At 69.6% G+C, this 25,163-nt stretch carries 20 protein-coding genes; 7 read left to right on the top strand and 13 right to left on the bottom strand.

Annotation, left to right across the window (positions count from 1 at the left end; all coding sequences use genetic code 11):
- Window positions 1-3: 3 nt before the first annotated feature.
- The 6 genes from BLR21_RS27390 to BLR21_RS27370 all read right to left on the bottom strand — a co-directional run bounded on the left by BLR21_RS27390 (window position 4) and on the right by BLR21_RS27370 (window position 8,302).
- Window positions 4-756, bottom strand: coding sequence for an ABC transporter ATP-binding protein (locus BLR21_RS27390; RefSeq protein ID WP_030476986.1), 753 nt, complete (start codon window positions 754-756; stop codon window positions 4-6).
- Between the two features lie 119 nt (window positions 757-875).
- On the bottom strand, window positions 876-3,848 hold the full coding sequence (locus tag BLR21_RS27385) for a helix-turn-helix transcriptional regulator (RefSeq protein ID WP_090009934.1): 2,973 nt from the start codon (window positions 3,846-3,848) through the stop codon (window positions 876-878).
- An 11-nt stretch (window positions 3,849-3,859) separates the two neighbouring features.
- Window positions 3,860-4,015, bottom strand: a complete 156-nt coding sequence (locus BLR21_RS42750) for a hypothetical protein (protein WP_176929810.1) — start codon at window positions 4,013-4,015, stop codon at window positions 3,860-3,862.
- Window positions 4,016-4,085: 70 nt separating this feature from the next.
- Entirely contained in the window at window positions 4,086-6,920 is a 2,835-nt protein-coding gene (locus BLR21_RS27380) for an AfsR/SARP family transcriptional regulator (protein WP_090009932.1), read from the bottom strand.
- A 320-nt stretch (window positions 6,921-7,240) separates the two neighbouring features.
- Window positions 7,241-7,432 (bottom strand): DUF397 domain-containing protein, encoded by a 192-nt coding sequence (locus BLR21_RS27375; protein ID WP_090009929.1) that lies wholly within the window; start codon window positions 7,430-7,432, stop codon window positions 7,241-7,243.
- A 21-nt stretch (window positions 7,433-7,453) separates the two neighbouring features.
- Window positions 7,454-8,302, bottom strand: a complete 849-nt coding sequence (locus BLR21_RS27370; protein ID WP_090009923.1) for a helix-turn-helix domain-containing protein — start codon at window positions 8,300-8,302, stop codon at window positions 7,454-7,456.
- 148 nt (window positions 8,303-8,450) lie between these two features.
- Here BLR21_RS27370 and BLR21_RS27365 point away from each other — a divergent pair, with 148 nt between their 5' ends.
- Complete coding sequence (locus tag BLR21_RS27365; RefSeq protein WP_089917134.1) at window positions 8,451-8,768, top strand: hypothetical protein; 318 nt, start codon at window positions 8,451-8,453, stop codon at window positions 8,766-8,768.
- Window positions 8,769-9,169: 401 nt separating this feature from the next.
- Window positions 9,170-11,383 carry a SulP family inorganic anion transporter gene (locus tag BLR21_RS27360; protein WP_256334965.1) on the top strand — a complete coding sequence of 738 codons (2,214 nt, stop codon included), beginning with the start codon at window positions 9,170-9,172 and terminating at the stop codon, window positions 11,381-11,383.
- A 54-nt stretch (window positions 11,384-11,437) separates the two neighbouring features.
- Here the strand turns inward: BLR21_RS27360 and dacB are convergent, their stop codons facing one another.
- Together dacB and gndA are read right to left on the bottom strand one after the other, a co-directional pair.
- Window positions 11,438-12,943 (bottom strand): D-alanyl-D-alanine carboxypeptidase/D-alanyl-D-alanine endopeptidase, encoded by a 1,506-nt coding sequence (gene dacB / locus BLR21_RS27355; RefSeq protein ID WP_176929809.1) that lies wholly within the window; start codon window positions 12,941-12,943, stop codon window positions 11,438-11,440.
- Window positions 12,940-14,370, bottom strand: a complete 1,431-nt coding sequence (gene gndA, locus BLR21_RS27350; protein ID WP_090009914.1) for an NADP-dependent phosphogluconate dehydrogenase — start codon at window positions 14,368-14,370, stop codon at window positions 12,940-12,942. Before gndA ends, dacB begins: the two co-directional genes overlap by 4 nt.
- 121 nt (window positions 14,371-14,491) lie before the next feature.
- Here gndA and BLR21_RS27345 point away from each other — a divergent pair, with 121 nt between their 5' ends.
- Window positions 14,492-14,794 (top strand): DUF2218 domain-containing protein, encoded by a 303-nt coding sequence (locus BLR21_RS27345; protein ID WP_090009912.1) that lies wholly within the window; start codon window positions 14,492-14,494, stop codon window positions 14,792-14,794.
- On the opposite strand, the gene BLR21_RS27340 is transcribed toward BLR21_RS27345, so the two are convergent.
- Window positions 14,777-15,370 carry a LysE family translocator gene (locus BLR21_RS27340; protein WP_090009909.1) on the bottom strand — a complete coding sequence of 198 codons (594 nt, stop codon included), beginning with the start codon at window positions 15,368-15,370 and terminating at the stop codon, window positions 14,777-14,779. The two genes, BLR21_RS27345 and BLR21_RS27340, sit on opposite strands and share 18 nt — an antisense overlap.
- 60 nt (window positions 15,371-15,430) lie before the next feature.
- Between BLR21_RS27340 and BLR21_RS27335 the strand changes: the two genes are divergently transcribed.
- On the top strand, window positions 15,431-15,940 hold the full coding sequence (locus BLR21_RS27335) for an Lrp/AsnC family transcriptional regulator (protein ID WP_090009907.1): 510 nt from the start codon (window positions 15,431-15,433) through the stop codon (window positions 15,938-15,940).
- Window positions 15,941-15,948: 8 nt separating this feature from the next.
- On the opposite strand, the gene tesB is transcribed toward BLR21_RS27335, so the two are convergent.
- Entirely contained in the window at window positions 15,949-16,860 is a 912-nt protein-coding gene (tesB, locus tag BLR21_RS27330; RefSeq protein ID WP_090009903.1) for an acyl-CoA thioesterase II, read from the bottom strand.
- Between the two features lie 91 nt (window positions 16,861-16,951).
- Window positions 16,952-18,376 carry a pyruvate kinase gene (pyk, locus tag BLR21_RS27325; protein WP_090009900.1) on the bottom strand — a complete coding sequence of 475 codons (1,425 nt, stop codon included), beginning with the start codon at window positions 18,374-18,376 and terminating at the stop codon, window positions 16,952-16,954.
- Between the two features lie 64 nt (window positions 18,377-18,440).
- Here pyk and BLR21_RS27320 point away from each other — a divergent pair, with 64 nt between their 5' ends.
- On the top strand, window positions 18,441-18,785 hold the full coding sequence (locus tag BLR21_RS27320) for a VanZ family protein (protein ID WP_090009897.1): 345 nt from the start codon (window positions 18,441-18,443) through the stop codon (window positions 18,783-18,785).
- Here the strand turns inward: BLR21_RS27320 and BLR21_RS27315 are convergent.
- The gene (locus tag BLR21_RS27315; protein ID WP_090009894.1) at window positions 18,733-19,380 is read right to left on the bottom strand and encodes a DUF2461 domain-containing protein; all 648 of its coding nucleotides are present in this window, start codon (window positions 19,378-19,380) and stop codon (window positions 18,733-18,735) included. The two genes, BLR21_RS27320 and BLR21_RS27315, sit on opposite strands and share 53 nt — an antisense overlap.
- A gap of 75 nt (window positions 19,381-19,455) precedes the next feature.
- On the opposite strand from BLR21_RS27315, the gene BLR21_RS27310 reads away from it, so the two are divergent.
- Both BLR21_RS27310 and BLR21_RS27305 read left to right on the top strand, forming a co-directional pair.
- Entirely contained in the window at window positions 19,456-21,375 is a 1,920-nt protein-coding gene (locus BLR21_RS27310) for a helicase-associated domain-containing protein (RefSeq protein WP_090009890.1), read from the top strand.
- A 52-nt stretch (window positions 21,376-21,427) separates the two neighbouring features.
- Complete coding sequence (locus tag BLR21_RS27305) at window positions 21,428-24,292, top strand: NACHT domain-containing protein (protein WP_090009887.1); 2,865 nt, start codon at window positions 21,428-21,430, stop codon at window positions 24,290-24,292.
- Here BLR21_RS27305 and BLR21_RS27300 read toward each other — a convergent pair.
- Window positions 24,282-25,094, bottom strand: a complete 813-nt coding sequence (locus tag BLR21_RS27300; protein ID WP_090009884.1) for a DNA/RNA non-specific endonuclease — start codon at window positions 25,092-25,094, stop codon at window positions 24,282-24,284. The two genes, BLR21_RS27305 and BLR21_RS27300, sit on opposite strands and share 11 nt — an antisense overlap.
- Window positions 25,095-25,163 lie beyond the last annotated feature (69 nt).

Raw genomic sequence — 25,163 nt, 5'->3', positions numbered from 1 at the left:
ACCTCACGCCCCCAGGTGCGTGAGGGCGTTGACGACGGACTCGGTGGTGGGCTGGTGGATCTCGCCCGCGAGCCGGCCGTCGGCGAGCAGCACCACGCGGTCCGCGTAGCTCGCGGCCACCGGGTCGTGCGTCACCATGATCACGGTCTGGCCCATCTTGCGGACCGACATGCGCAGGAAGTCGAGGACCTCGGCGCCGCTGCGGGAGTCCAGGTTGCCGGTCGGCTCGTCGGCGAAGATGACCTCGGGACGGGCGACGAGCGCACGGGCACAGGCCACGCGCTGCTGCTGGCCACCGGACAGCTCGGTCGGGCGGTGCGTGAGCCTGTCACGCAGGCCGAGCACGTTGACGATCGTGTCGAACCACTCCCGGTCGGGCTTGCGGCCGGCGAGCTCCAGGCCCAGCAGGATGTTCTGCTCGGCGGTCAGCGTCGGCAGCAGGTTGAAGGCCTGGAACACGAAGCCGACGCGGTCGCGGCGCAGCTTGGTCAGGTCCTTGTCGTTCAGCTTGGTGATCTCGGTCTGTCCGATGTGGATCTCACCGCTGTCCACCGTGTCCAGTCCCGCGAGGCAGTGCATCAGCGTGGACTTGCCGGACCCCGACGGGCCCATGATCGCGGTGAAACGACCGGCCTGGAAGGCGACGTTGATGCCGTCGAGCGCCCGCACCGCGGTGTCACCCTTGCCGTAGACCTTCACCAGGTTGTGGGCCGCCGCGGCGGTCCGGGTGCCGACCTCGGACACCAGTGCAGACATGTGACTTGCCTTTCCTCACAGGGGCGTTCCTTGATGAGGAAGAAGCTATGAGGAAGCTGAGTACGCGGACATCAACTCCGCGACGCGTTGCGCATCAGCCTGAGGTATGACAACCGGCGCTATTCCAGCAGACCCCGGTCGTACGCGATGGCCACGGCCTCCGCGCGCCGCGAGGCTCCCAGCTTGGCCATGATCCGGGAAAGGTGCACGGAAACGGTCTTCTCGCTGATGTAGAGCTCCTCGCCGACCTCGCGGTTCGTCCGTCCCGCGGCCACCAGGCCGAGCACGTCGCGTTCGCGCGGGGTGAAGAGGTCGACCTGCTCGCGCACCGGTTCGTCGGCCCTGAGGCTGATACGGGCCCGCTTGGCGCACGACGCGACGGCCGTGGCGAGCGGCACGGCCTTGAGCCGCGTCGCCACCTCGTCGGCCAGCCGCAGCTGCTCGGCGGCCTCGTCGCGGCGTTCCGCTCCGAGCAACGCCTCCGCGAGCCGCCACCGGCACAGCGCCTGCTCGAACGCGACCCCATAGCCGAACTCCTCGACGGCCTCGCGCCACAGCTCCGGATCACCCGCGCCGCGCAGCCGTGACTCCTCGGCGTTGGAACGGGCCAGCCAGGCGCGTCCCTCCGGACCGAGGGTGCCCGCCCGCGGCTTGCCGTTCCGCGCGGTCAGCCGCACGTACTCGGCAAGCTCATGGCCTGCTTTGACGGCGTCGGCCTCCGCTTCGGCGTCGCGCTTGCGGCGCGCCTTCGCGGCGATCTCCGCGTGCGCCGCGATGCCGATCGCGCCGATCCTGATGCCCGCGAGCATCCACGGACCGCCGAGCTTGCGCGCCCACTCCAGTGCGTCCGTGACGCGTTCGACGGCCAGCTCCGGACGGCCGCGCCACAACGCGAGCTCCGCGCCGGTACCACCGTTGATCAGGGCGATCTGGATGTCGCGGTGCCAGTCGCTGCGCAGCTTCGTGATCATCCGCTCGGACTCGGCCAGGTCGCCGCGCGAGACCGTGAGGTGCGTGCTCGCCGACGCCAGCCGCGCCAGTACCGTCGACGACACCGACATGCCGGGCGGTTCGCTGGCCCACGCCGCGTAGTCCCAGTCGCCGATGTAGTAGTGCACGAGCACTTGGAGGATGCGGATCTCCAGCCCGAACATGCTCCAGGTCAGGCCGGTCTCCTTGGCCCTGTCTCCCGCGAGGTTGTAGACGCGCGCCGCCTCGGCCAGTTCGCCGCGGTCGTAGTGCATCATTCCGTAGTAGTACCAAGCCCTCAGTTCGTTGTTGAACGCTCCGACCTCGCGCGCGTGCTGGATCGCGCGCTCGAAGCTGGCCTTGGCCTCCTCCGGCCGGTTCGCGTGATCGTCGAGGATCGCCAGGGTGCCGAGGCCGTCCGCGATCGCCCCCGGCGCGTTCGCCGTCCGGCCGTCCGCGATCGCCAGCTCGGCCGCTTCGCGCGCTTCGGCGTCCTTGCGTTGCTGGCGCAGGGAAGACGCCTTGCCCGCGAACACCCGCGCGCGCGTGGGACTGGGCTCGCGGTCCCGCACGAGCTGGAGCGCTTTCGCCAGGACCAGGAAGTGCTCTTCCTCGTTGCCGTCGAGGATCGACAGCGCCTGCGAGAGCCGCAACCAGATCTCGGCGGCCTCCTCCGGCGTCTGCTCGGCGCTGATCGCCTTGGTGGCACTGCGGGCGAACGCGACCGCGCGTTCCGGCTGCCCGGCCGTGCCCGCGACCCAGGACGCGCGCCGCAGCAGCACGGACTCGTCCACACCGGACGGACGATCCGCCTCGGCGACGGCGTTCCACAGGTTGAGGGCCTTTTCCAGGTATCGCAACGACTCCGCGGGTGCCCCGGCGCGTTCGGCCTCCTTGGCCGCCTGGATCGAGGCCTTCAGCGCCTGCGGCAGATCGTGGCTCTCGAACGCGTGATGGGCCAGCGCCGCCGACGAACCGCGTTCGTCCAGCCTCTGGGCCAGGTGCCGGGCATAGGCGGCGTGCAGCCGACCTCGTTCGCCGGGCAGCAGGTCGCCGTAGACGGCCTCCCGGACCAGCGCGTGCCGGAAGGCGTAGACCTCGTCCTCGTTCACGACGAGGAGGTGGTGCTGGATCAGTTCGCGCAACGCCGTGTCGAACGCGATGTCCGCCATGCCCGCGACCTCGTGCAGCCGGTAGTGCCGGACCCGGCGGCCCCAGACCGACGCGACGCGGACGACGTGCTGCGCCTCGGGACCAAGGCTTTCGACCCGGCTGAGCAGCACGTCGACCAGCGCGGACGGCAACGACCTGGCGTCGTCACAGGTGGCCACCGCGATGAGTTCCTCGGCGAAGAAGGCGTTGCCCTCGGAGCGTTCCGCGACCTGCCGCAGGACGTCCTTCGGCAGGTCGTCGGACAGGGCCTCGACGAACCTGCGGGCATCGGCGGCGTTGAACGGCGTGAGGTCCAGGCGGTCGACGGCGGGCAGCCGGACCAGCTCGGACAGCAGGGCGCGCAACGGATGGCTGCGGTGCAGGTCGTCCGCGCGGTAGGTGCCGACGACCAGCAGACGCTGGGAACGCAGGCGGGACAACAGGAACGACAGCAGGTACCGGGTGGACGCGTCCGCCCAGTGCAGGTCCTCGACCACGAACAGCACGCGCTGCCGCTCGGAGAGATCACTGAGCAGCCCGAGCACGGCGTCGAACAGCTGGAGCTGTCCCACGTCCTGCTCGGGCCTGCGGCCGGGGACCAGGCTCGGCGCGATCATGCCCTCGGTGCCGGGCTCGCGTTCGGCCGGCAACGCCAGCTGCGGCAGCAACATCGCGAGCGCGGGCCGGTGCGCTACGTCACTCTTCAGCTTGCTCAGCGCCTCGGCGAACGGCAGGTACGGCAGACCGGTCTCGCCGACGTCCAGACACCGTCCCATGAGGACGATGGTGTCGTCGGCGCCGGCGGCCAGCTCCTCGATCAGCCGCGTCTTGCCGACACCGGCGTCACCGGCGAGCAGCACCGCGCCCGCGGTGCCCTCCCCGGCCTGCGCCAAAGCGGCACGCAACCGGTCCAACTCACGATCACGCGCGACCAACGGGATTCCGGAACCAAGGCGCGCCACAAGTGGCATGTTTGCACAAGTCATGAGCGGGTGCTGCTGTGTTTTCCAGAGGTGCGGTGCATCACGCGGCTCAGCCACGACGGCCCGCGACCGTTCGACCGCTGCCAGTTGCACACCGCGTTGCCACGCCGGTAGTCGATTTCCGCCTTGATCGCCTCAGGGGTCCATTCGTTCATGGTCCTGAGGTTCGTCCTGAGGCCTTACCTCAGGCATCGGGCGATCACGCGGTCCTGCCCGCCGAACCCCTTACCCGACCGTCACCGCACGTGCGCGAGCCAGCCGGGCCCTTACCCCGTCGGCCTCCGGCGCGCCCAGCTCCGTGAACAACGCCAGCGCCCGCTGCCAGTGCGCCGCCGCTCCCGCCGCGCCGAGCTGCTCGAACACCGCCGCGAGCCGGTCGTGCGCCAACGCCTGGTGGTACGGCGAGACGGCATCGCACGCCACGGCCAGCGCCGTACGGGCAGCTGAGAGCGCACCGTCCGTGTCGCCGGTCTCCAGCAGAGCCGTGGAGATGTCGGTGTGGCAGGCCGCTTCCCCGCACTGCTCGCCGACCTCGTGGTACATCCGCAACGCCACCCGCAGCCACGGCATCGCCTCGTCGAAGCGCTGGGTGCTCAAGTACAACAAACCGAGGTGGTGGTGCGCGTTGGCCTCGGCCCACTTCGAGCCCGCGATCCGCGAGATCTCCATGGCCTCGCGGTAGTGCTCCTCGGCCTCGGCGGCCCGGCCCAGGTCCTGCAACGTGCCGGCGACCGTCGTCAGGGCCCGTGCCTGCTGGTGCACGTCCTCCTTGCGGCGCGCCACCTCCAGTGCGCCCTGCTGGGCCTGCAACGCCTCTTCGAACCGTTCGAACTGCAGCAACGCGACGCCCAGGTTGAACTGCATGACGAACCGGGCGTCGGCGTCGTCCAGGGCGATGGCGGCCTGCAGCGCGGCTTCGGTGAGGCGCAACGAGGTCTCGCGCTCGGTCCGCAGCCACAGGTACCGCGACAACGTGTACGGCAACTGCCACGCGTGCACGTGCCAGCCGGAGCCCGACGCCAGTTCGGCGGCGGCGATCAGGTTCGCGCGCTCGGCGTCGAACCAGGCCGTCGCGTCCGCGGCACCGGAGATCGCGGGCACGTGCACGGGCCGGTGCTCCGGCGCGACCAGGACGCTGCCGCGGTTGATCGGCAGCAGGCCGTCCGCGAGGTCCGCGCAGTGCAGGTAGTAGTCGAGCATCCGGCCGGTCGCGGCACGGCGTTCCGGCTCGGACAGCTCGCCGGCCAGTGTCTTGGTGTAGACGCGGACGATGTCGTGCGCGAAGTGCCGGCCGGGTTCGCTGACGGACAGCAGGTTCGCGGCCGTCAACGCGTCCAGCGCGCGTTGGGCCTCCAGCAACGGGACGTCGCCCATCGCCGCGACGACGTGCGGGGTGAGGTCCGCGCCGGGGTGCAGGCCGACGATCGCGAGCAGTCGCGACGGTTCCGCGGGCAACGCACGGCGCGAGGCGTCCAGAGCTGCTCGCACGGTGCCCTCGCCGTCCTCCAGCCCGAGCGCGGCCAGGCGGCCCTGCTCGTCCTGCAGTTCCTCGACCAGTTCGGCGACGCGCAGGCGAGGGGACACGGCGAGACGGGCCGCGGCGATCCGCAGCGCGAGCGGCAGGCCGTCGCACAGCTCGGCCAGTTCGCGCAGGGCGCCGGCCTCGATGTCGGACCGGCCGGCGATGCGGCCCAGCACGTCGACGGCGGCGTCCGGGTCGAGCATGTCCAGCTCGACCAGCTTCGCCTCGACCTGCGCGACGAGCCCGACCAACCGGCGCCGCGACGTCACGACGACGCACGACGGCGCGCCCGGCAGCAGTGGTAAGAGGTCGGCCGAGCTGCGGACGTTGTCGAGCATCACGAGCATCCGGCGGTCGGCCAGCAACGTGCGCAGCAACGCGGAGCGTTCGTCGATCGAGACGGGGGTGTCGCCGGCCGGCACGCCCAGGGCACGCAGGAACCGGTTGAGCACCTCGCCGATCTCCAGCGGCTCCCGGTTCGGGTCGTACCCGTGCACGTCGACGTAGAGCTGGCCGTCCGGGAACTCCTCGCGCACGCGGTGCGCCCAGTGCAGCGCCAGCGCGGTCTTGCCGACCCCCGCCGGTCCGGTCACCAGCATCACCGGGCCGTCGTGGCCGCGCAGCAACGCGTCCAGGTAGCCGAGCTCGGCGTCCCGGCCGATCAGCGCGACGGGCGCGCGGGGTAACTGCGCGGGGACCGTCACCGGCACGGGTTCGGGCGCGGGCACCGGCTGCGGCACGCGGAGCGGCGCGCGGGCCAGCTCGGGGCTGTCCCCCGCCAGCACTGCCTGGTGCACGCGGCGCAGTTCGGGGCCCGGCTCGACGCCGAGCTCCTCGATGAGCACGGCGCGTGCCTCCCGGTACGCGGCCAGCGCCTCGGCCTGCCGGCCGGCCTGGACCAGCGCCCTCATCAGCAGCCCGTGGCCGCGTTCGCGCAACGGGTGCTCGACGACCGTCAGGCTCAGCTGCGAGACCAGTTCCGGGCCCTGCCCGATCGCGAGACCGAGCTCGGCGCGTTCCTCCAGCACCGCGAGCCGGCGTTCGACGAGACGGCCGCGTTCGACGTCGGCGAGAAGACCGGACACGCCGCCCAGCGGCTCGGCGCGGAACAACGCCAGCGCGTCGTCGAGCTCGACCGCGGCTCCGGCCAGGTCACCGGCGGCACGCATGCGGTTCGCGAGCAGCACTTGACGTTCGAACACGTCGAGGTCCAGGGCGCCGGGCTCGACGCGCATCAGATAACCGTCGCCGACCGACGTCAGCAGCTCGGCGGGAGCCCTCCTGGCACGGGTCGGTTCGAGGGCCCTGCGCAGTCCGGCGACATAGGTCTGGACCAGGTTGACCGCACTCGAGGGCACGTTGTCGCCCCACACGGCCTCGATGATGTGCCCGCGACTGACCGGCGTGTTGCGCGCCAGCAGCAGGACCGCGAGGACGGCGCGCTGCTTCGCCGCACCGAGATCAACCTCTTGACCTGCGCGAACGACCCGGAGAAGGCCGAGAACCTCGAACCGAAGGGGTTCCTCGCCGTGCGTCACCGATCTGTCCTTCGCCTGTGGGCCACCTGGAGCTTGAAGATCACTTCAGTCGGGCTCCAGTCGTGCTGTAGAAGGCATTCTTACGCTTAGCGTGTCCAACCAACCACAGACGGCGAGATCAACGGAAACCGGAGATCCGCGAGTCGGCACAGGTTGGACCGGACAGCGGAACCTCCGCTGCTCCCCATGATCGACGTGGGTCGGCCGGCGTGCAAGGGGCATCCAGCCCGCGGCGGCGGAACGCCGGCCGGCCCACGTCCCCTTACGCGCGAAGGCCCTGGCTGGATCATCCAGCCAGGGCCTTCTGCCGTACCTGCCGATCAGCTGACGAAAGAGCCGATCTTCGCGGCGGCGAGGAAGGTGTCCCATCCCCCGTCGCCGAACTCCAGCCGCGCTCCGTCCGCGTTCTTGCTGTCACGGACCGCGGCGCCGGCTGGGACGAGCGCGATCTCCACGCAATCGGGCCCACCGGCCGACGACCTGCTGCTCTTGCGCCAACGCAAGCTTTCCACTCTGTTCACTCCCGGTCGCTGTCACGCGAGAGTGCGAGCGATCTCACGAATCAGGGTTGCCGATTCCCGCGGGGTCTGGGCGGAACTCACGAGACGCTCGAACATCTCGGCGTAGGAATGGACGTCCGACTGTTGTTCCAGGTAGACGCCGCTTCTGGTGCTTTCGATGTACACCACGTCGGGGTCGAGCCGCTCGGGAAAGCTCAGGATGACGAACGGGCCGTCCATCGCGGCATGACCACCGGCGCTGAACGGCACGACCTGCATCGTGACGTTCGGCAAAGCACCGACTTCGAGAAGACGCGCCATCTGCGCGCGCATCACCTCGACGCCGCCGACGAGCCGGCGCAGGGCGGCTTCGTCGATCACGACGTGCAGGCGCAACGGGTCGTCCTCACTCAGCAAGGCCTGCCTGGCCTTGCGCAACCGGACGCGCCGGTCGATCTCGGCGGTGCGCGCGTCCGGCAGCACCTGTGAGATCAACGCCCTCGTGTACGCCTCGCACTGCAGCAGGCCCGGGATCATCAGCCCCTGGTAGGTCCTGATCGAGTCCGCGTCGGCCTCGTACCCCACGTATCGACCGGGCACGATGTCGCCGAACTCGTCCCACCACGCCTTGCGACGGGCTTCCCTTGCCAGCTGGACCAGTTCTTCGAGGGTGGCGACGTCCGCGTCGTAGGCGCTGAGCATGTCCCGCACGTCACGCGGGCTCACCCCCACCCGCCCCGTCTCGATGCGGCTGATCTTGGAAGCCGAGCACTCGAGGCGCTCGCCCACCTCCTCGATCGTCAGCCCGGCCACCTCGCGCAGCCTCCGAAGCTCGCTCACGAGCCGGCGCTTGCGCAGAGTCGGGCTGCTGCCCCGTGACATCCCACACCTCCTGGTCGTTCCCAGTTTGAGAGCAAACCAGCGCGTCGCAAAGAGACGTCATCCATTCGTGTACTGCAACTTGCAGATCGCAGGTTCGGCGCGACAGTCTGCATGGGCTGCTTACGTAGGGACTGGAGCTCTGAGCCTGATGGCCGTCACGGTGTTCAGCCAACTGGACAAGTCGCTGCACTCGCACCTGGCCACACTCACCGACCTCGCCGAACGCGGCGACGACCAGACCGCTCTCGTACTCGCCAGGGTTGAGTTGCCGAGGGTGGTCGCGGTGGTGAAGGCGTTGCTCGACGAGCACCAGCCCGACGAGCACGGCCGGTGCGCGACCTGCAAGCGCGGCTGGTTCTCACGGCGGATGCCCGCACCGTGCCGTGCTTACCTCTCGGCGCAGCTGATCCTGACCGTCGTCGGCCAGGAGACTTCACACGGCAAGCATCTGCGCTCGGTAGGCTGAATTTCCGGAACTCGATAGTTCTTCAGTTCCGTCCCGACCTGGGCCGGCTCCGCACCCCCCGACCGGAGCCGGCCCTGCCAGTGCCGCGACCGGCACTAGGTCATCACCTCGCGTGACAGTGCCGGTCAAGATCAACACGGTTGGCTGAAAGATCTGCCACCGCAGCGATTCCGGCCTCATCATGGACGTCGACGCGGCCTGATCCCGACCCTCGATGCCTGTGCCGACACGGAGGTGTTCCCGTGCCGACCCCGCATGACCGCGCCGACGAGCTCGATGCCGTCCGGCCGCGCCCCATGCTGCCCTTAGCGCACCTCTAGAGCGCAACCCTTCGCAGTTCCCCTCCCCGCCCTGTGCCTCCGTCGCACAGGGCTATGCCGCTATCCAGCAAAGGGAAACCCGTGAACCATCTGCCCAGGTCCAACGCCGGCGAGCACACCCCGCACGGTCCTCCGCTGATCCTGAAGCACGACCTGCCCGCGAGCTTCGTGCTGTTCCTCATCTCCATCCCGCTGTCGCTCGGCATCGCGCACGCCACGGGCGCGCCGTTGATGGCGGGAATCATCTCCGCGGTCATCGGCGGCGTGGTCGTCGGCGCGATCAGCGGGGCACCGTTGCAGATCAGCGGTCCGGGCACCGGGCTCGTGGTCATCGTCGCCGGGCTGGTGGCGCAGTTCGGGTGGGCGGCCACCGCGGCGATCACGCTGGCCGCGGGCGTGCTGCAACTGGCGCTGGGGCTCACCGGGATCAGCCGCGTGGTGATGTCGCTGTCCCCCGCCGTCGTGCACGGCATGCTCGCGGGCATCGGCGTCTCGATCGCCGCCGGGCAACTCGTGGTGGTGCTGGGCGGCACGGCGGCGTCGTCCGTGCCCGCGAACCTCGCCCTGCTGCCGGCAGAACTGGCCGGCGCCTCGCTGGGCTCGGTGATCGCCGGTGCGGTGGCGATCGCGGTTCTGCTGGTGTGGCCGCGAGTTCCGCGCGCCTCGCTGGTCCCCGCGCCACTGGTGGCCGTGGTTCTGGCGACCGCGCTGGCGTTCGTGCTGCGCCTCGACGTCGCCCACGTCGACCTGCCGGACAGCCACGCGCTGACGTTCCCGGAGATGCCACAGGGCAACGCCGGCACGGTGGTCATGGCCATCGTCACGGTCGCGCTGGTGGCGAGCATGGAGTCGTTGCTGTCCGCCGTCGCCACGGACCGGCTGCACGACGGGCCGCGCGCCCGGCTGGACAAGGAACTCATCGCGCAGGGCACCGGCAACGTGCTCGCGGGCGCGCTGGGCGGGTTCCCGATCAGCGGCGGCCTGGCGCGCAGCTCCACGAACGTCGCGGCGGGCGCCAAGACCCGGTACGCCGCGATCTTCCAGGGTGTGTGGATCGCGGTGGCCGTGCTGGCGTTCACCCCCGCCCTGGAGCTGATCCCGTTGTCCGCGCTGGCGGGCGTGCTGTTCGTCGTCGGGCTCAAGCTCGTGTCACTCCAGCGGATGCGGAACCTGCTGCGGCACAGGGAGTTCATGGTCTACGCCGCGACCGTCCTCGGTGTCGTCCTCTTCGGACTGCTGGAAGGCGTGGTCGCCGGGCTCGTCGTCGCGCTGCTGCGTGCGCTGTACCGGTTGACGCACTGCTCGGTGCGCGTCGAGGGCAACCGGGTGTGCGTGCGGGGATCGTTGGTGTTCCTGGGAGTCGGACGGCTCGTGCGCGAGCTGCGCGGGATGCCGCAGGGCGAGACCGTCGTGCTGGAGCTGCACGTCGACTACCTGGACCACGCGTCCTACGAGGCGATCAACGACTGGCGCGAGGGCTACGAACGGCTCGGTGGCCGGGTGCGGGTCGACGAGGTGCACGACACCTGGTTCGACCGGGCGAACCAGGGCAAACCGGGGCGGCGCAAGACGTTGCCCGGCCCGCTGCCGCGCTGGTTCGCGCCGTGGTCGCACTGGCAGGGCACGCCCGACGCCGTGACGTTGCCGGCCCAGCGCGCCTCGGCGGAAAGCGACCCGATGCTGCTCGGGATGCGCGAGTTCGAACGCCGCTCCGCGCCGTTGGTGCGGCCGTTCCTGCACGAACTGGCGATGCGCGGACAGCGTCCCCAGCAGTTGTTCATCACGTGTGCGGACTCCCGCGTGGTGCCGAACCTGATCACCACGTCCGGGCCGGGTGACCTCTTCTGCGTGCGCAACATCGGCAACCTGGTGCCGATGTGGTCCGCGGACGACAGGTCGGTCGGGGCTGCCGTCGAGTACGCCGTGGAGATCCTGAACGTCAGCACGATCGTCGTGTGTGGACACTCCGACTGCGGCGCGATGAAGGCGTTGGTCAGCGGGTCCGCGCCGCGCGGATCGCACCTGCGCTCGTGGCTGCGCCACGCCGAACCGTCGCTTATCAGGTTCCACGCGCCGACGGCGCCCGGCTGCGCGGACCTGCCGGTGGCGGACCGGCTCGCGGTCGCGAACGTCGCGCAGCAGCTGGACAACCTGCTCGGCTACCCGAGCGTGCGGGAGGCGATCGTGGCGGGCACGCTCACGTTGAAGGGCATGTACTTCGACATCTCGAACGCCCGCATGTACCTGGTGGACGCGGACCGCAACGGGCTCGAACCCGTGCCGTCGCCGGCATAGAAAACGAGGAGCCGCCCCGAAAAGACTCGGGGCGGCTCCACTGGGGACGTTCTGCTAGCAGGTGCCGATCCAGGAGCACTCCACGTCGAAGCGTTCCTGGGCGGGAACCTTGCGCTGCTGCGGCACCGACTGGACCTGGGGCGAGACCGTGCCGCCCTCCGCGGCCAGCCGCACGGCGATCCTGTCCTCGATGTTCTTCGGGTTGTTGAAGAGCAGGACGTTGTTCTGCACCACCGAGAACACGAGGTCACGACCCGCAGCGGTGCGCACGTAGCCCGCCAGGCCCGAGACACCCGAGAGGGACCCGGTCTTGGCCTTCACGTTGCCCGCCGCCGGGGTGTTCCTCATGCGGTTGACCAGCGTGCCGTCGACACCGGCGACGGGCAGCGAGGCCTGCCACGCGGAGAACCACGGCCTGGCCCTCGCCTTGATCAGCACCGACGTGAGGTCGTCCGGGGAGAACTGGTCGAGCCGGGACATGCCGGAGCCGTCGAAGACCTCGACCGCGTTCGGGTCGACGCCCAGACCGGACCACTTGGTGCTGAGCTGGTTGATGCCGTTGGTGAACGAGCCACCCGCGGTCTTGACCAGCACCTCGGCCAGCATGTTGTTGCTGTCCTTGAGCAACGGCACGTTCAGCTCGCGCAGCGTCATCGACGTGTCGGTCGCGAGGACGGTGGCATCGGCCGGCGCCTTCTGCCGCTTCACACCGCCGGTGACGGTGATCCCGCTGGCCTGCAACGCCTTCTGGAACACCGACGTCACGAGCCCCGTCGGATCCTTGACCGACGAGAGCCTGGTGGTCTCGACGGACGTCGACCCGCTGACGATGATCCGGTTCGTGCCGTGCTCGCGTTCCACGAAGAGGCCGGCGTTGCCGGTCGTCGCCGTGGACACGACCTGCACGTGGTCGTTCGCCGGTTCGGTCGTGACGACGGCCGGGGCGCCCGCCGCGGCACCCGGCTTGACGCGCACGACCACCGTGCCCGCGCTGAACTTCGCGTCCGGCGAGAGCGTGAGCGCCGACGTCTCCGCGCTGTAGGAGAACGGCTCGTCATCCCACGCCCAGCCGGTGCCGTACGGCTGCGCGTCGAACTTCGTGTCGTCGATGACCAACGCGCCGTTGACGGTGGTGACACCGCTGGCCTTCAACGTGTCCGCGAGCTGCTGGTAGCGGAGCCGGGACATCGTCGGGTCGCCGCCACCGCGCAGCGCCAGGTCGCCCTTGAGCACCGCCCCGGACTTCGTGCCGCTCGACACGAGCTCGGTCTTCCAGCGGAAGTCCGGGCCCAGCAGGTCCAGCGCCGTCGTCGTGGTGAGCAGCTTCATGTTCGACGCCACCTGGGAACGCCTGCCGCTCTGCCTGGTGTAGATCACTTCGCCGGAACCGGCGTCCCGCACGACCAGGCCGACGTCCGCGCCCTTGAGCGCGTTGTCGGCCAGGATCTTGTCGAGATCAGCCGTGAGGGTCTCGTTGCCGACCGCCACGGCACCGCCGCTGGACGTCAGGGAAAACCCTGCCGCCACAGCGACGACCGCCCCCAGAACTCGAAACTTCACGCTTCCACCTCTGATCGATCACCCGACCACAACGTGTGGAAGCTACCGGGCCTGTCGGTGCGCCGGTACGTGTGCGCCCCGAAGAAGTCCCGCTGTCCCTGCACGAGCGCGGCGGGCAGTCGTTCGGAGCGAAGTCCGTCGTAGTAGGCCAAAGCGGACACGAAGCCCGGCGTCGGCACGCCGGACTCGACCGCACGGACCACGACCCTGCGCCAAGCGGCCTCGGCATTCTGCACCGCGTCGCGGAAGTAGTCGTCCACCAGAAGAGACGCGATGTCCGCGTTCGCGTCGTACGCCTCACGGATGCGGTTGAGGAACTGCGCGCGGATGATGCAGCCACCACGCCAGATCGTCGCCATCGCACCGAGGTCGATGTCCCAGCCGAAGTTCTTCGACGCCTCGCGCATCATGTCGAAGCCCTGCGCGTACGCGACGACCTTCGACGCGTAGAGCGCCTGGCGCACGTCGTCGACCAGTTCGGCGTCCGGCTTCGCGACGACCTCGCTGGCACCGAACGCGTCCCGCACGGCCTTGCGCTGCTCGGTGTGGCCGCTCAGGCTGCGGGCGAAGACGGCCTCGGCGATGCCGGTGACCGGGACGCCCAGTTCCAGCGCCTCCTGCACGGTCCAGCGGCCGGTGCCCTTCTGCTCCGCCGCGTCCTCGATGACGTGGACGAGCGGCGTGCCGTCGGCGTCGACGTGCTTGAGGACCTCGGCGGTGATCTCGACCAGGTACGACTCCAGGTCGCCCGAGTTCCACTGCGTGAAGACCTCGGAGATCTCGGCCGGCGACTGCCCGCCGATGCGGCTCAGCAGGTCGTACGCCTCGGCGATCAGCTGCATGTCGGCGTACTCGATGCCGTTGTGCACCATCTTCACGAAGTGCCCGGCGCCGTCCGGCCCGACGTGCACGCAGCACGGCTGACCGTCCACCTTGGCCGCGATCTCCTCGAAGACCGGCCCGACGTGCTTGTACGACTCCGCGGGACCGCCCGGCATGATGCTGGGCCCGTTGAGCGCGCCCTCCTCGCCACCGGAGATGCCGGCGCCGACGAACAGCAGCCCCTTCTCCTTCAGCGCGGCCTCACGGCGGCGCGTGTCGTTGAAGTGGGCGTTGCCGCCGTCGATGACCATGTCGCCGGGCTCCAGGAGCCCGCTCAGCTCGTCGATGACGGCGTCGGTCGGGCCACCCGCCTTGACCATGATGATGATCTGGCGCGGCGTCTGCAGGCTGTCCACCAGTTCCTGCAACGTCTCGGCGCCGACGAAGTCGCCCTCGTGGCCGTGCTCGTCGAGCAGGGCCTTCATCTTCGCGGGCGTCCGGTTGTGCACTGCCACTGTGAAACCGTGCCGCGCGAGGTTGCGCGCGAGGTTGCTGCCCATGGTGGCAAGACCGGTGACCGCGATACGTGCTTTGCCTTCCGTCATAGGCGACAGCCTGCCGTGTTCCGCGCCTTTGCGCGAGACGTCACAGGGTGTTCTCAGACTCCGTTTCGGCAGGTGAACCGCGTCACGTGCCGGTACGTATTGCTAGGCGTAAGTTGGCTGCATGACGGAATTCACGAGCGTGGGACGCTCGGCGACCGACCGTGCCTCCAGGTACGGATCGCAGCTGGTGAAGCACTTCACGGCCAAGGACCTCGAAGGGTCCTGGGAGGACACCCGCGGCTTCGTCCGCTTCTCCGCCGGCCTGGCGGAGTTCGAGGCCGCCGACGACGGCTTGATCATGCGCGTGGTGTGCACGTCGGAGGAGGACGTGGCACGCCTGCGCGACGTCGTAGAACGGCACCTGGTCCGCTTCGGAACGCGCGACGAGCTGTCCGTCACGTGGGACTCAGGTAGCGAGAACTGACGCAGCCAACCCGATGAGAGCGGTCCCACAGACCCGCTCGAACGCCGCGCGGGTCCGGGGCCTGCTCAGCAGCCGGCCGAGCTGACGCGCGGACGGCACCACGATGACCCAGAACACCGCGAACACGCCGACCGTGACGGCGCTCAGCACCGCCGCCTGAGGCAGCGGCGCGGCGTTCGGGTCCATCGCCTGCGGGATGAGGCTCAGGAACGTGAGCATCACCTTGGGGTTCAACAGATCGCACAACATGCCACGCAGGAACACGTTCTTCTGCTCCGGCTGCTGCTCGATCGGTTTGGTGGCCGCTTTGAGCGTCATGAAACCGATGTAGGCCAGGTAAAGCGCGCCGATCGCCTTCACGACCAACAGCGCCGCCGGTGCCGCCGCCACGAGCGCGGACAACCCGACCGTCGCGAGCGTCCCGTGGATCAGCAGCCCGGTGAGCACGCCAAGGGCCGCCTCGACGCCCTTGCGGAGGCTGCGGACCGCGTTCCCCATGACCAGTACGAAGTCGGGACCGGGCACGACCGTGATCACCACGAGTGCCAGCAGGAACGACGTCCACGCGATGTGCATAGCGCTGATCCTCGGTGGTTTGTTCGTGTCAATTCCAGCAGGTCAGTACGATGTTCGGTTATGCGCGAACAAGCCGAACTCGATTCGGTCGACTGGCACATCCTGGAGGAGTTGCAGAACGACGCGACCCTGCCGAACCGCGCTTTGGCGGAGATCGTCGGGCTGGCGCCTTCTTCCTGTCTGCAGCGGGTGCGGCGACTGCGCGACCTCGGTGTGATCACGGGGTGCCACGCCGTGGTGGATCCGGCTACCACCGGCCTGCCGCTGGAGGCCGTGATCTCGGTGAACGTGCGGCCGCACACCCGGACCGTGGTGGCCGGGTTCCGGGCGTTCGTGATGGCGCAGCCGGAGACCCGGTCGATCTTCCACGTGTCCGGGCAGGCCGATTTCCTGCTGCACATCGCCGTTGCCGACTCCACGCACCTGCAGGCGTTCCTGATGGACAAGATCGCTTCGCGGACGGAGGTGCGGAACCTGACGAGTTCGGTGGTGCTGGAGCGGGTGGAGACGCGGGCGTTGACGCCGCCGGCGAACCTTCGGCCTACCCACCGGCGACGTCGTGCGGACTAGCTGCGAACTCAGTCCCCTTCGGGCGACGACTTGATCACCCGGATCAGCCCTTCCTGCACCACCGTCGCCACCAGCTGCCCATCCCGGGTGAAGAACCGCCCGGTAGCCAGCCCACGATTCCCGGACGCCGAAGGCGAAGTGGTGTCGTACAACAACCACTCATCGGCACGAAACGCCCGGTGGAACCACATAGCGTGGTCCAAAGAGGCTCCGAGAACCTTGTCCAGCCCCCAATAAACGCCGTGCCGCGCCAGAACCCCGTCCAGCAGCGTCATGTCCGACGCGTAGGTCATCACGCAGAGCTGCAGCATCGGGTCGTCCGGCAGCTTGCCGTCGGCCTTCATCCACACCCGTGACGCGGCCTGGCCCGGACCGTCCTCACGGGACTCCCACGGCGGCTCGGTCACGTAGCGGACGTCGATGGGGCGCGGGAACTTCAGGTTCACCAGCGGGTAGCTCTTGGCGGACTCGGTCCACGTCGGCAGCGACTCGGGGTCCGGCACGTCCGGCATGTCCGACGAGTGCTCGACGCCCTGCTCCTCCAGCTGGAAGGACGCGGAGAGCGAGAAGATCGCCTTGCCGTGCTGCACGGCCACGACGCGGCGGGTGGTGAACGAGCGGCCGTCGCGGATGCGGTCCACCTCGTACACGATCGGCACGCGCGGGTCGCCGGGCCTGATGAAGTACGAGTGCAGCGAGTGCACCCGGCGTTCCACCGGGACGGTGCGGCCCGCGGCCACCAGGGCCTGGCCCGCCACCTGCCCGCCGAACACACGCAGGGGCGACTCCGCGGGCGAGACACCGCGGAAGATGTTCTCCTCGATGCGCTCCAGGTCGAGCAACGCGACCAGGTCGTCCACTGCGGATTGTCCGCTCAGGCCCGACGGGCTCGTAGCAGCGGCACGGGCGGCCTCAGTCACAGCGAAACTCTCCCTAACATCTCAGCAAGGCGACGGCCCCGCTCCTCCAGTATGAAGGAGCAGGGCCGGTGCCTTGCTGAGAGCCGGAGCACTAGGCGTGGTCGTCCTCGCCCAGGCGGTGCACCCGGATGAGGTTGGTGGACCCGATGGTGCCGGGAGGCGATCCGGCGACGACCACCATGAGGTCGCCGGCGGAGTAACGGCCAATCTCGATCATGGCCACGTCGACCTGGCGGACCATCTCGTCGGTGGACTCCACCTTCGGCACCAGGAACGTCTCGGTGCCCCACGTCAGCGACAGCTGCGAGCGGACGGAGGGCTCCGGCGTGAACGCCAGCAGCGGCAGGTGCGTGTGCAGGCGGGCCAGGCGGCGGACCGTGTCGCCGGACTGCGTGAACGCGACCAGGGCCTTGGCGTTGAGGCGCTCGCCGATGTCGCGGGCCGCGTACGAGATCACGCCGCGCTTGGTGCGCGGGACGTGGGTCAGCGGCGGCACGACGACCGACTCGGTCTCGACGGCCTCGATGATGCGGCCCATGGTCTGCACGGACTCGATGGCGTAGCGGCCGACCGAGGTCTCACCGGACAGCATCAGGGCGTCCGCGCCGTCGAGCACCGCGTTCGCGACGTCGGACGTCTCCGCGCGGGTCGGGCGGGAGTTGGTGATCATCGAGTCGAGCATCTGGGTCGCGACGATGACCGGCTTGGCGTTCTCGCGGGCGATCTGGATCGCGCGCTTCTGCACCAGCGGGACGTGCTCCAGCGGCAGCTCGACGCCCAGGTCACCGCGGGCGACCATGACGCCGTCGAAGGCGAGGACGATGGCCTCGAGGTTGTCCACTGCCTCCGGCTTCTCGATCTTCGCGATCACCGGGAGCCGCTTGCTGCCCGAGCGGTCCATGATCTGGTGGACCAGGTCGATGTCGGCGGGCGAGCGGACGAAGGACAGCGCGATGAAGTCCACGCCCAGCGAGAGCGCGAACTCCAGGTCCTCGATGTCCTTCTCCGACAGCGCCGGCACGGAGACGTCCATGCCGGGCAGCGAGAGGCCCTTGTTGTTGCTGACGGGTCCGCCCTCGGTCACCTCGCAGACGACGTCGGAACCTTCGACGTCGACCACCACGAGCGCGACCTTGCCGTCGTCCACGAGCATGCGGTCGCCGACCTTGGCGTCCTTCGCAAGCTCCTTGTACGTCGTCGACACGCGGTCGTGCGTGCCCTCGACGTCCTCGACGGTGATGCGGACGACGTCGCCGTTGTTCCAGTCCACCGGACCCGCGGCGAAACGACCGAGGCGGATCTTGGGGCCCTGGAGGTCGGCGAGAATGCCCACGGCGCGGCCGGACTCGTCGGCTGCCGCGCGGACCATGTCGTAAACCTGCTTGTGGTCGGCATGGCTGCCGTGGCTGAAGTTCATCCTGGCCACGTCCATACCGGCTGCTACCAGGTCACGGACCTTTTCCGGCGTGCCAGTGGCGGGACCGAGGGTACAGACGATCTTTGCGCGTCGACTCACGTGTAGAGAGAGTAGACCCCGTTCCTGGACCGATCCCGAACTACCACTCGGTAATGTTCTGACGATGGGTCGAGTACTTCCGTTCGTGATCGCGGCGTCGCTCAGCGTCGTCGTGTTGTTCACCCCCGAGTCAGGTGTGCCGAGCTCTCCGCCCGGCACGGACAAGGTGGTCCACACGGTGCTGTTCGCCATGCTCGCGTTCACCGGCCTGTACGCGAAAGTTCCTCACATTCTGCTCGGGCTGGTGGCCTACGCAGGCATTTCGGAGGTGCTCCAGCAGGTGATCACGCCGCTGCACCGCAGTGGCGACGTGCTGGACGCGCTGGTGGACGTGCTCGGGATCGGTCTCGGCTGGGCTATCGCCTCGGTTGTTCGCTCACGCCGACGTGGTCCTCGCACCACGCGTTGAACTCCTTGAGCTGCTTCCACGACTTGCGCACCCGGTCGAGGCAGCCCGGCTCGTGCAGCACGTCGTCCGGCTCCCAGACTTTGCGCACGTAGATCGACCGGTGCCGGAGCAGGTCGAGGTGCGGGTGGTCGTCGGCGAACCCGCGCGGCTTCGACTTCATCACGTCGCCGGCCAGCTGCCAGCCCTGCCCGAGCAGCCTGTCGACGATCCTGCGCAGCAGGACGCCGTGCGCGTCGACCGAGGCCCGGTAGCGGGCGAGCTGGTCGGACTGCATGTGGAACGAGCCGCCGCCGGTCATCAGGCCCTCGGGGCTGAGCTGCACGTAGTAGGCGCCGCCGCCGCGGCCCTTCTCGATCACGGCGCCGCAGTGGTCCTTGTACGGCGTCTTGTCCTTGGCGAACCGCACGTCACGGTACGGGCGGAAGATCTTGCCCTCGCCGAACTCCTTCTCCAGCGCGAGCATCAGTGCCTCCATCGGGGCCCGCACGTCGCGCAGGTAGGTCTCCTTGTTGTCGTCCCAGTACGCCTTCGAGTTGTCGAGGACCAGGCCGTCGTAGAAGTCAATGGCGTACTCGCCGAAACCGTCGAACGTCACCGAGTCAGCCTAGGCGGATCGCCCATGAGCGTGAAAATTCGTTTGAGAACACACAATCAGGCCATAATCCGGTGAATGCCCCGCCGCATCAACGCGCTCGCGACCTGGCTCCTCCGACTCGAGCCGGACGAGGTGGCCGCGATACTCGTGCACCGCCGTGACGTCGCCGACCGCTACATCCGGACGTTGAAGGACCTGGCGACGCAGCTGACCGACTCCGACTCGGTGCACGCGGCCGAGGACACGCTGGACCAGGGCGCGCTCGACGTGCTCGGCGCGATCGTGGCGCAGCACAACACCGGCACCGTCGACACGGTGTGCGCCGAGCTGCGGTGCTCGGCCGGCGACTTCGAGCGGGCGTTCGGTGAGCTGAAGCAACGGGCGCTGGCCTGGCCGGAAGGGCCGCGGCTGATCGCGGTGAACTCGGTCCGGGCGAACGGCGCGGCGGAGGGGCAGCTGACGTTGCGACCGAAGCCCCCCGGCAGGCGCAGGGCGTCCGAGATCTCGCCGATCGTCGCCGCCATGTCCACTGTGGACGGAGTGGCCCGGCTGCTGGCGCACTGCGAGCAGGACACGTTCGACGCCCGCTACACCGGTGGCGTCGCGACCGTCGAGATCCGGCGGGTCGCCAGGGCCCTGCGGGTCACGGACGGCGTGCTGCGGCTGTGGCTGGAGCTCGCGGCCGAGGCCCAGCTGCTGGGGGTGGAACGGTCGCGGCTGCTGCCGACCAAGCAGGGTGACGCGTGGCTCGGCTCGCAGCCGGGGCCGCGGCTCTCGGCGCTGGTCGCGGCGTGGCGGCGGATGGACTGGCGGCCGGAGCCGGACCTCGCGCGGGCGGCGTTGCGCGACTACACCGGTGCCGCCGGGCTGGCGCTGCGGAGCAGTGCGCTGGAGCGGTTCTCGGCGACCGAGGCCTTCACGAACACCGGTGAACTGGTCGAGGACCTGGCCTGGGAACGCCCCGCCGTGCACGACCTGCGGGCGACGGCGGCGGTGATCGGTGAGATGGAGTCGCTGGGCCTGGTGGCCGGTGGAGCGCTCACGCCGTTGGGGGTGGCGGTGCTGCACGACGGTGACGTCGACAGCGCGGCCGACGCGTTGATGCCGCCGGCGACGGAGAAGGCCGCGTTCCAGACGGACATGACCGCGGTCGTGAACGGGCTGCCGTCGCCGGAGCTGAGCGCGACGCTGAACCTGGTGGCGGATCTGGAGGACAACGACGCGGCACGCGTGTGGCGGCTGTCCGCCGGCTCGGTGCGGCGCGCGCTGGACTCGGGCCTGTCGGCAGACGAGGTGCTCGCGCGGCTGAACGCCGTGTCGGAGGCGCCGCTGCCGCAGGTGATCGAGTACCAGGTGCACGACGTGGCGCGGCGGCACGGGCAGCTCACGGTGACGGACGTGGCGAGCTGTGTGCGGGCCTCGGATCCCCTGCTGCTGCAGGAGATCGTGAAGTCGAAGCGGCTCGGCTCGCTGAAGCTGCGGTTCCTCGCGCCGACGGTGCTGGCGTCGGACCGGCCGATGGCCGAGACGCTCGCGGCGTTACGCCGGTGCGGGTACGCGCCGACCGGGCTGGACGCGGGCGAGAAGTCGGTGGTGGAGACCGTCGAACGGCTGCGGGCGCCGGCTCGGGGCGAGCGCCGCCAGGAGCGGTGGTGGCGCACCGAGATGAACGACCTGGAGCTGACCCAGCTCGCGGTCCGGCTGGTCGAGCAGGAACGGCCGAGCGCGGGGCGGGGCACCCCGCGGGCCAACGCGGCGCGGATGCTGCGCGACCAGAACGTCTTCCTGCGCGACGAAGAGGTGGTGCTGCTGTCGTCGGCGCTGGTCGACGGGAGCCGTGTGGAGATCAAGTACGCGAGCGGGCCGCGCCGGACCGAGACGCACGTGATCGTGCCGAGCAAGCACCTCGAAGGTGTGCTGAGCGCGGACTGCGAGGACGGCACGAGCCGGGAGTTCGACATCGGGCACGTCCGCAAGGTCGCGCTGCCGGAGTGAACAGCTGGTGAAGTCTCCTCGGGTCCGGTGATCACGTGCTGATACTGGAACGGTGGCCGACCCGTTTTCCGCCGGACTGCTGATGGTGCTCGAGACCGTGCTGGAGCGCGTGCTGATCGGTCTCTTCGACATCGTGCACAAGGGCGCCAAGGACAAGAAGCGCCGGCGCGAGCTGACCAGGCCGGGACCGCTGGTCGAACGGGTCAGTGCCGAGCTCGCGCGCGGTGAGCTGAGCACCGTCGAGGAACACGAGTGGCGGGCCGCGGTCGACGCGGTGCGGGAGTCCATCGAGGCGGCGCTGCCGTTGCGTCCCGAAGAGGCGCTGCGGGTCATGCTCACGCCCGAGTCGTTGCGCGCCCACGTGATGGCGAAGTCCGCGACGATCCGGCGGGCGGCGGGCCTGTCCGACCAGGCGACGGCGGTCTACGACGCGTTGCTGCTGCGGGTGTGCCTCGCGGTCGTGGAGCTGGTGTGGTCGCAGCCGGAGTACGCGCGGCGGCTCGCGGTCGAGATGTTCCGGATGGGCAGGGCGACCGCGGATGCCGTGGCACGGCTCGCGGACCAGCAGCAACTGGCGCTCACGGCGTCGCACCGGGACTTCGAGGACCGTTATGCCGAGCAGGTCGCGCACGCGCTGAGCGGGCTGGAGATGTTCGGGGTGTCGCGCGGCCGGGCGCCGCGGCGGCAGTCGTTCGAGACCTCGTACGTGTCGCTGGCGGTGGCGCGCGTCGGTGACACCGACGAGCTGACCGGGGCCGGACTGCCGGTGGCGGCGGCGCTCGCGGACACGCCCCGGGTGCTGATCCGGGGCGGTGCGGGCGCGGGCAAGACGACGTTCCTGCGCTGGCTCGCGATGAACGCCTTGGGCGAGACGCGGACCTCGGGCAACGAGTGGCTCGGACTGGTGCCGTTCTTCGTGCCGCTGCGGCAGTACACGACGCTGCCGAAGCCGGAGGAGTTCATCTCGCCGACGGCCTCGATGATCGAGGAGGAGAAGCCGTCCGGATGGGTCACCGCGCGACTCAGGGAGGGACGCGCGCTCGTCCTCGTCGACGGCGTGGACGAGCTGGTGTGGGAACGGCGGGCCGAGGCCCGGCGGTGGCTGGAGCAGCTCGTCAACGCCTATCCGCAGGCCCGGTACGCGATCACGACCCGGCCGGCCGCGGTGCCGGAGGACTGGCTGGAGGACCTGGACTTCGCCGCGTTCGACCTGTTGCCGTTGAGCGACAAGGGCGTGCGCGACTTCGTGGAGGCCTGGCACACCGCCGCCAGCGACGAGCCGGGGCTGACGCGGGACGCGCGGGTGTGGCTGACCGAGTGCGAGGCGCGGCTGGTGGCGACGCTGGCGAAACGGCCCGACCTGCGGCGGCTGGCGTCCAGTCCGTTGCTGGCGGGGCTGTTGTGCGCGTTGCACCAGGACCGGAACATGCACCTGCCACGCGACCGGCGGTCGCTGTACGAGGCCGCGCTCGACCTGCTGCTGGTGCGGTGGGACGAGGACCGCGGGCTCGCGCTGCCGTCGTTCTCCAAGGAGGAGCAACTCGTTCTGCTGCAACGGTTCGCGTACTCGCTGGTGCGCAACCGGGAGTTGATGGTGCCGCGCGAGGAGGCCGTGCACCGCCTCGGGAACGCGATGCGCGGGCTGCGGTCGCACGACATCGACCCGGACGAGGCGATGCAGCGGCTGCTCGAACGGGCCGGGCTGCTGCGGGAGGTGGCCTCGGAGCGCGTCCAGTTCGTGCACCGGACGTTCCGGGACTACCTGGCGGCCAAGGAGGTCGTGGACGCCGGTGACCTGAACCTGTTGGTGGACAGGGCACATCTGGACGAGTGGCACGACGTCGTGGTGATGGCGGTCGCGCACGCCCGTCCACGCGAACGGGCCCGCGTGCTGATGGACCTGCTGGCGGGCAACGACGACACGCGCAAGGACGAGCGCGGCCGGGACAAGCTGCGGCTGCTCGCGCTGGCGTGCCTCGACCAGGCCGACGTGATCGAACCGGAGACCGCACGAGCCCAGGTGACGGCCGCGGCCGCCTCGCTGATCCCGCCGAAGAGCTTCGCGCACGCCGACGCGTTGTCCGAGGCCGGGTCGTTCGTGGTCGATCTCCTGCCAGGACCCGAGGCATCCGAGGAAGCCGCGTACATCGTGCGGACGCTGGCCAACATCGGTGGCGAGGGCGCGTGGGAGCGGATCGCGGAGTTCGTCGCCGTGGACCACGCGATGGTCATCGACGAGCTGCTGCGGGCGTGGCGGAACACGCCGGACGCGGAGAGGTACGCCAGGTCCGTGCTGTCCAAAGTGGATTTCGGTGACCGGCGGGTGGACGTTCGCGGCTGGCACCGGATCCAGTTCATCATGCACCTGGAGAAGCTGCGGTACGTGCGGTGCATCGGCAACATCAACCCGCTCGACCCGTTGGGCGCCATGCCGTCGCTGCACCGGCTGGAACTGTGGCAGAACGAGGTCATGCGCGACCTGTCGCCGCTGGGCCTGTCGCGCTCCCTGAAGGAGCTGCACCTGAGCCGGTGCCGTCCGCTCGGCCGGATCGACCTGGCGCCGGTGAAGGACCTGGACGAGCTGCACCTGCACTTCAGCCGGGTCGATCTGGCGTCGCTGGAGGGCGGAACGCTCCGGCGGCTGCAGATCCGCGACTCGGCCACCGACGAGGGGCTGGACGCGCTGCCGGCGTTGCCCGCGTTGCGTGAGCTGGCGATCGACCACCGCCCGCCCTACCCGCTGGCGGGGCTGCAGCGGTGGCCGACCATCACGACGCTGGAGGTGTTCGGGCTGCCGGCGGCGGACGACCTGCGCGCGCTGCCGGCGTTGGAGCGCCTGGTGCTGCACCAGCCGGAGTCGTTGCCGCGCCTGGAAGAACTGCGTCAGGCCCTGCCCGGTCTGATCATCACCACCTGATGTCGGCGAGGCTGTCCAGCGGCTTGCGCTCGGTCTCGTCCAGCAGCTGCACCGACGCGGTGTCGGCGGCGTGCAGCTCGGCCGGGAAGGTGAGGCTCACGCGCTTCTCCAGCTCGGTCAGCGATACCTGGAACACCCGGAACTCGTCCAGGTCGAGGGCCTCGGCCAGGATGATGTTCTGGGTGAGCAGGAACGCGCTGCAGCGCAGCTCGCCGTCCACCACGAACGCGATCGCCTTGTAGAACTCGCGCGGGATCGCGACCCCGCGGAACACCCTGTCGTCGGCGTTGAAGACCGGGCCGCCGTAGACGCTGACCTTCAGGTCGTCGACGTCGACGTCCGCGAGCACCGCGTTCTCGAGCCGGCCCCAGAGGCCTTCCTTGGTGCTCTGGTTGAAGTCGTCCATCTGCGGCGTGATGTTCGTGAAGAAGAACGAGTCCCTGTTCGCCTTCTGCGCCTCGGTCTTCGGCCCCCAGCACAGGTCGGCGCGGCGGGCGAGGTGGCCGCGGTCGAGCCTGTTGCCGCGGTACAGCTCGTCGCCGGTCTGGAACTCGGCCGGGATGCGCTTGTCCTTGACGAACGGGATGTTGCTGCGGCTCAGCGCCTTCATCTCACCGCCGTCGATGTTCCACGCGACCCAGCTCGCGAACTTGCGGGACTTGCTCATCGCGAGCGAGAAGTGCGTGTAGTCGATCGTGGTCGAGCCGTCGAGCTCGACCGCGTCGGCCGCTCCCGGCTCGGTGAGGACGGGAATCCCGGCGGCGGTGCCGAGGAACTTCGCGTCGAAGCCTGCGCTGGTCATGTGTCGCCCCCTACTGGTTCATCTGCAGGGTCGACATCTCCCACAGAGCCGTTAGCCCGGTACACCCGA

It is taken from the genome of Lentzea albidocapillata subsp. violacea (assembly GCF_900100275.1).
Taxonomy (GTDB): Bacteria; Actinomycetota; Actinomycetes; order Mycobacteriales; family Pseudonocardiaceae; genus Lentzea; species Lentzea violacea.
The sequence above is the reverse complement of the archived record's forward strand: the minus strand, read 5'-3'. Positions and strand labels throughout refer to the sequence as shown.